The 7,344-nt window shown below is 70.3% G+C and carries 4 protein-coding genes and 1 pseudogene; 3 read left to right on the forward strand and 2 right to left on the reverse strand.

Annotated features, from left to right (window positions below; translation table 11 throughout):
- Positions 1-1,116 (reverse strand): annotated as a pseudogene (locus ABD353_RS09705) (flotillin family protein); the annotation flags it as partial.
- Between the two features lie 159 nt (positions 1,117-1,275).
- A complete protein-coding gene (locus ABD353_RS09710; RefSeq protein WP_344623074.1) occupies positions 1,276-1,479 on the reverse strand; it encodes a hypothetical protein in 204 nt (67 codons plus the stop codon).
- A 225-nt stretch (positions 1,480-1,704) separates the two neighbouring features.
- Between ABD353_RS09710 and thiC the strand changes: the two genes are divergently transcribed.
- From thiC to ABD353_RS09725, 3 genes are all read left to right on the forward strand, one after another.
- A complete protein-coding gene (thiC, locus tag ABD353_RS09715) occupies positions 1,705-3,516 on the forward strand; it encodes a phosphomethylpyrimidine synthase ThiC (RefSeq protein ID WP_344623075.1) in 1,812 nt (603 codons plus the stop codon).
- Positions 3,517-4,252: 736 nt separating this feature from the next.
- Positions 4,253-6,880, forward strand: coding sequence for an RICIN domain-containing protein (locus tag ABD353_RS09720; protein ID WP_344623076.1), 2,628 nt, complete (start codon positions 4,253-4,255; stop codon positions 6,878-6,880).
- 228 nt (positions 6,881-7,108) lie between these two features.
- Positions 7,109-7,344, forward strand: a 236-nt coding sequence (locus tag ABD353_RS09725; protein ID WP_344623088.1) for an endo-1,4-beta-xylanase, incomplete at its 3' end; no start/stop codon positions are given.

A 7,344-nucleotide genomic window follows, 5' to 3' on the forward strand; every position in this document is an offset into this window, starting at 1 on the left:
CCCCCCCGCCCCCCCCCCCCCCCCCCCCCCGCCGCGCCCTGGCCCGTTCGCCCGGGTGGCCTCGGCCGAGGCCAGACCGCGGGCCTTGGTGGCCTCCGCCTCCGCGGTGGCCGCGATCTTCACCCGGTTCGCCTCGGCCGCGGCCTTCAGCTCGGTCTCCCGGGCCAGCGCCTCGGCCGCCGAGATCCGGGCGTCGCGGTCGGCCTGCGCCTTCGTCCGGGTCTCGTACGCCCGGGCGTCGGCCGGCTTGCGGACGTCCGCCTGCAGCTGCTGCTCCTTGCGGTCCGCCTCCAGCTCGGCGACCTTGGTCTCCTGGACGACGACCTCCTGCCGGGCCGCGGCCTGCGCCAGCGGACCGGCCTGGAACGCCCGGGCCTGCGCCGTCTCCAGCTCGGCCTGGTAACCGGCCTGCTGGATGCCCGAGTTGCGGGTGGCCTCGGCCTTGCGGGCGAACGCCTCCTGCTCGGCCTCGGTGGCCCGGCGGTCCGCCTCCGCGGCGGCGATCCGGGCGTCCCGCTGCACCGCGGCGGCGTGCGGGGCGGCCAGGTTGGTGATGTAGCCGGTCGGGTCGAGGATCTCCTGGATCTGCAGCGAGTCGATGATCAGGCCGAGCTTCTCCATCTCGCTGCCGGACGCGGCCCGGGTCTCCCCGGTCATCCGCTCCCGGTCACGGATCATGTCCTCGACCGTCAACCCGCCGACGATGGACCGCAGATGGCCGGCGAAGACGTTGTGGACCCGGTGGCCCATCATCTTCTGCTGGTCGAGGAAGCGGCGGGCGGCATTGGCGATCGACACCGGGTCGTCGCCGACCTTGAAGATCACCACGCCCTTGACGTGCACCGGGATGCCCTGCGACGTCACGCACTCGACGTCCAGCTCGGCCTCGTTGAGGTCCAGCGAGAGCCGGCGCACCACCTGGACACCGGGCAGCACCAGCGTGCCGCGCCCGGTGACGATACGGAACCCGAGCCCGTCCGCGACCCCTTCGGAGCGGTGCCGGGACCCGGAGATGATCAGTGCCTCGTTCGGCTCGGCGACCCGCCACATGAGCTTGAAGAGCACGACCAGGACGACGATGGAAGCCGCGACGGCCCCCGCGATGCCGATCAACATCGGCTGATTCCCCCTTCAGGGCACGCCGGTGTCCCGTGGCTGCGCTCTGGTGTGCAGGAAGGCGCGGTAGCCGGCGGCAGCAGGAGATTCTGCGCCTGTCGTGATCGCCGGGGAAGGGCCCGGCGGCCGTGTTTCGTCCAGGAGTGCGTCAAGATTCCGTCAAAGGACCGCCGCGACGTACACCGTGCGCGGCGGCTGGTACTCCACGACCACCACCGGGGTGCCCACCGCCAGCTCCTCGCCCGGCACCGCCGGATACGCCAGGAAGGCCTCCGTCCCGTGCCGTTCGGGGACGAACACCATCACCTCGCCCACCAGCCCCGGTCCCGTCCGCCCGGTCACCCGCCCTGTGCTGCCCACCATGCCGGCCAGTCTGCCGCGCCCGTCCACTGGCCGGAACCCGTCTGGACCTGCCACGACGCTGCCGCTACGGTGTTGACGTCTTGTTGCAGGCATCCGCCTGCAGCCAACGGGAGCTCGGAGCACCGGGCTGAGAGGGCGCTGAAGGGTCCGCGGTACACGGACCGACCGCTGCGCCGACCGCAGGAACCTGACCGGGTAATGCCGGCGTAGGGAGTAGAGGGTCTCATGACCACCTTTGAAGCACAGCCGCAGTCTGTCTCCGGCCGGGGCGTCAGCAGCGCGTCCACCGGCTACCCGACCCCGGCCTGGCGCAAGGCCCACCGCGAGGGCAGCCGCCCCGACCTCCGGGTGCCCTACCGGGAGGTCCTCCTCACCAACGGCCGCACCGTCCCGCTGTACGACACCTCCGGCCCGTACACCGACCCCTCCTACGAGCCCGACGTGCGGCGCGGCCTGCCCGCCCTGCGCGACGCCTGGATCCGCCAGCGCGGCGACGTCGAGGAGTACGAGGGCCGCGAGGCCCGCCCCGAGGACGACGGCATCAAGCACACCTCGCCGCGCGGCGGGAACCTCCGCAACCTCGACGCGGTCTTTCCCGGCCGCCCGCGGCGCCCGCTGCGCGGCCGGGCCGGCGCCGCCGTCACCCAGCTCGCGTACGCCAAGCAGGGCGTGATCACGCCCGAGATGGAGTTCGTGGCGCTGCGCGAGGGGCTCGCCCCGGAGTTCGTCCGCGACGAGGTCGCCCGCGGCCGGGCCGTCATCCCGGTCAACGTGAACCACCCCGAGGTCGAGCCGGCGATCATCGGCACCAACTTCCTGGTGAAGATCAACGCCAACATCGGCAACTCCGCGGTCACCTCCTCGATCGAGGAGGAGGTCGAGAAGATGACCTGGGCGACCCGCTGGGGCGCCGACACCGTCATGGACCTCTCGACCGGCCGCAACATCCACACCACCCGCGAGTGGATCCTGCGCAACTCCCCCGTGCCGATCGGCACCGTGCCGCTCTACCAGGCGCTGGAGAAGGTCGACGGCCGGGCCGAGGACCTCAGCTGGGAGGTCTACCGCGACACCATCGTCGAGCAGTGCGAGCAGGGCGTCGACTACATGACCGTGCACGCCGGCGTGCTGCTGCGCTACGTGCCGCTGACCGCCCGCCGCAAGACCGGCATCGTCTCCCGCGGCGGCTCGATCATGGCCGCCTGGTGCCTGGCGCACCACGAGGAGAACTTCCTTTACACCAACTTCGAGGAGCTCTGCGACATCCTCGCCGCGTACGACGTCACCTTCTCGCTCGGTGACGGCCTGCGCCCGGGGTCGATCGCGGACGCCAACGACGAGGCCCAGTTCGCGGAGCTGCAGACGCTCGGCGAGCTCGGCCGGATCGCCCGCGAGCGCAACGTCCAGGTGATGATCGAGGGCCCGGGCCACGTCCCGATGCACAAGATCAAGGAGAACATGGACCTCCAGAAGGAGATCTGCGACGAGGCGCCCTTCTACACCCTCGGCCCGCTCACCACGGACGTCGCGCCCGGCTACGACCACATCACCTCGGGCATCGGCGCCGCGATGATCGCCTGGTGGGGCACCGCCATGCTCTGCTACGTCACGCCCAAGGAGCACCTGGGCCTGCCCAACCGGGACGACGTGAAGACCGGCGTCATCACCTACAAGATCGCCGCCCACGCGGCCGACCTCGCCAAGGGCCACCCCGGCGCCCAGGCCTGGGACGACGCGCTCTCCGACGCGCGCTTCGAGTTCCGCTGGGAGGACCAGTTCAACCTGGCCCTCGACCCCGAGACCGCCCGCGACTTCCACGACGAGACGCTGCCCGCCGAGCCCGCCAAGACCGCGCACTTCTGCTCCATGTGCGGGCCGAAGTTCTGCTCGATGAAGATCAGTCGAACCATCACAGAGAAGTACGGCGACGGTGCGCCCGAGCCCGAGTACGACGCGGAGGCCGTCGAGGGCATGAAGGCCAAGTCGGAGGAGTTCGCGGCCCAGGGTAACCGGGTCTACCTGCCGCTGGCTGACTGACCTACAGACGAGCGCCGTCCCGAGCGACTTTCGCTTTCCGGGACGGCGCTTCGCTGTACAGGCCTACCGGGCGGCCGGATTGTCTCCGCCGAGCTCCGGCCCTCCTGTGCAGGCGCGCGGTGTCCGCATGTCCATTCAGGTGCCGGACGGTGTTGAGGTCCGTCTGCGTGAGCAGGCCACAGCCGAGGGCATCACAGTGGACGAGCTGGCCGTCAAAGAGCCGGCGAATCTCTTCGAGCTCCGCCCGGCCCGGGTCTCGGGGCAAGGGAGCGCTGCACTCGGGTGGTGCGGCGCCGGTCGCGCGTGACGTCAGGCGTATCTGCGCGGAGAAACGGATGACGAGTGAACCGCCAACCGTCCGTGCTCACCCGCCGCCGGGCATGGCTGGACGGCCTGGTCCGCGCCGGTGGCGCATCGGCAGGAGCCGTTCAGCCGACGTGTGCGGCCGTGCTCTTCAGCGCCACCGCATCCGATATGCCTGCTCAGCCGTGTTCTTGAGCCGCTTGTGAGGGCGCCGACCCTTCTGGGCTACGCGCGTGTGGAACGTCGACGCCGAGGGCACCGACGTCACCCTGGACTCTGATCAACGTCCACCTCACCACGAGGCGACCGGAAGAGTTTCCGGCTCGCGGCAACCCTTTGCGGAGCCTGTGACCACAAGGAAGTAGATCCGGCCAGTTCCGGTGTCCCGATCCGCCTTCCCCTCGTGCACAGTTCGCAAGGAGAACGTCTACCCATGAGCAACCCCACCCGCGGGCGCCGCGGGCGTCACCGCCGTCGTTTCAGTGCCACCGCTCTGGCGCTCGGTGTGCCCCTCGCCGGCGTCTCGTACTTCATGTTCACACCCGAGGACTCCCAGGCCGCGACGGTCGACAACGGTGCCTACTACAGGCTGGTCTCGGTACGCAGCGGCCAGGTGGTGGACGTCAACGCCTTCTCTACCGCCGACGGCACCCGGATCCAGCAGTGGACAGACCAGAACACCGCCAACCAGCAGTGGAAACTGAAGTCCACCGGGGACGGCTACTACGAGCTGGTGAACCGCAACAGCGGCAAGGTGCTGGGCATAGCGGGCGACTCGACCAGCCAGGCGGCTGCCGCCGAGCAGCAGACGGACAGGTCCTCAGCGTCCCAGCAGTGGCGGATCGACGATGTGCGCGGTTCCGACGCCGTCACCTTCACCTCCCGCAAGAGCGGTCAGGTCCTGGACGTCACGGGCAACTCCACGGACCGGGGCGCGCAGATCATCCAGTGGCCCGGGTGGGGTGGCGCCAACCAGCAGTGGAAGCTGGTGAAGTTGGCTGACAGCGGCGGCGCGCAGACCGGGTCCGGACCGTACGTGTGGAAGAACGCCCCGGTGGCGGGCGGGGGTTACGTGACCGGCCTGGTCTTCAACCAGAAGGAGAAGGGCCTGTTGTACGCGCGCACCGACATGGGTGGCGCGTACCGCTGGGACACCGGGGCCGAGCAGTGGACACCGCTCACCGACTGGGTCGGCCAGAAGGACTGGAACCTGCTGGGCATCGAGTCGCTGGCCACCGACCCGGTCGATCCGGACCGGCTCTACCTCGCGGCCGGCACCTACACCAACGACTGGGCCGGTAACGGTTCGATCCTGCGCTCCACCGACCGCGGCCGCACCTTCCAGCGCACCGACCTGCCGTTCAAGCTGGGCGGCAACGAGGACGCCCGCGGGGCGGGCGAGCGTCTGGTGATCGACCCCGCGAACCACGACAACCTGCTGCTGGGCACCCGTAAGAACGGCCTGTGGCGCAGCACCGACCACGGCCAGACCTGGAACCAGGTCTCCTCGTTCCCGGTCAAGGACGGCGCGAGCTTCGGCACCGGCATCTCCTTCGTGACGTACGGTCCGGCCGGCAGCAACACGATCTACGTCGGCGTCGCCGACAGGTCCACCAACCTGTACCGGTCCACCGACGGTGGCGACTCCTGGCATGCGGTCTCCGGGCAGCCCACTGGCCAGGTGCCGCAGCACGGTGTGCTCTCCGGTGACGGCTCGCTGTACCTGACGTACAGCAACGCCCCCGGGCCCAACGGCGTCACGGCGGGTTCGGTGTGGAAGTACAACACCGCCGGCGGGGCGTGGAAGAACGTCTCCCCGTCCCAGGGCGGCTACGGATTCGCCGGCCTGGCCGTCGATCCGCAGCACCCGTCGACGGTGATGGTCACCACGCTCGACCGCTGGTGGCCCGAGGACGAGGTCTACCGCAGCACTGACGGCGGCTCGACCTGGAAGACCCAGTCCGACAGGTCCGTGCGGGACGCCTCCATCGCTCCGTACCTCGGCACCGGCATCGGGCACTGGATGACCGCGCTGAGCATCGACCCGTTCGACTCAGGGCACGTGATGTACGGCACCGGCAACGGCATCTGGGCCAGCAAGGACGCCAACGCGACCGACAACGGCGGCACCAGCCACTGGTTCATCGGAGCCCGCGGGCTGGAGGAGACGGCGTATTACGACGCGGTCTCCCCGCCTGGCGCCGCCGCCCTCATCACCTCGCTGGGCGACCAGGGCGGCTTCGTGTACGACGACCTGACGAAGGAGCCCACCGGGCGGCTGACCAACCCGACGATCTACAACAGCACCTCCGTCGACTACGCCCAGTCCAACCCCTCGCTGGTGGTCCGGGTCGGCCGGGGCGGTGCGCAGGACGGCGCCCTCTCCACCGACGGCGGCCACACCTGGAACGGCTTCAAGGGCGAGCCGGTGCCCAGCGCGGACAGCGGCCACATCGCGATCGCGGCGGACGGCTCCAGCTTCGTCTGGGCCGAGGCCGGCCAGGCCCCGTACCGCTCCACCGACCGGGGCGCGAGCTGGTCGAGGGTCAACGGCCTCGGCAACGATGCCGTGGTCGTCGCCGACCGGTCCTCGGCCAACACCTTCTACTCGCTGAGCAACGGCACGCTCTACGTCAGCACCGACGGCGGCGCGAACTTCACCGCCCGCTCCGGCAACCTGCCGGGTGGCAAGCTCAGCGCCGTCCCCGGTGTCGCGGGCGACCTGTGGCTCGCCGGCGACGGTACGGGTCTGCTGCACTCCACCGACGGCGGCCGCAGCTTCACCAAGGTGTCCTCGGTGGAGTCCGCCTCCGCCGTCGGTTTCGGCAAGGCCGCACCGGGCACCTCGTACCAGGCGCTGTACCTGATCGGTACCGTCAAGGGCGTCGCCGGGGTCTTCCGCTCCACCGACCAGGGCGCGAGCTGGGTCCGGATCAACGACGACGCGCACCAGTGGGGCAACTTCGCCGGCTCGCGCATCGTCACCGGTGACCCCGACACCTACGGCCGGGTGTACATCGGTACCAACGGTCGCGGTCTCCAGTACGGCGACCCCTCCTGATCCCGACCCCCTGAGCGGGGCCGCAGGCCGAACGGCCCGCGGCCTCGCAGTGTCTGACGGCGCGCAACTTGGCGGCTCGACAAAAAGTCCTCCCGATCGCGGCAACCTTTGTGTGCGTGGCGGCAACTGGCAGGTAACCGTGGCCGAGACCGAGGCCCACTGCGCCAGAGGGAAAAGTTGTTGCCAGATCAGAACCGCTCTCATCGCCGCCGGCCGCCGACGCGCCGCCTGATCGCCGCCGCCGCGGCGCTCGCCGCCGTGGGTGCAGCCGTACCGTTGGTCGCCCAGGCCGCGTTCACGTCGAACGCCGGCACGCCGACCACCCTCGCCGACGCAGCGGCCGTCAGCGGCCGCTACTTCGGCACGGCAGTTCCCGCGGGCAGGCTCGGCGACTCCACGTACTCCACCATTCTCGACCGGGAATTCACCATGGTCACCCCGGAGAACGAGATGAAGTGGGACGC

This window comes from Kitasatospora arboriphila (assembly GCF_039528095.1).
GTDB classification, from domain to species: Bacteria; Actinomycetota; Actinomycetes; order Streptomycetales; family Streptomycetaceae; genus Kitasatospora; species Kitasatospora arboriphila.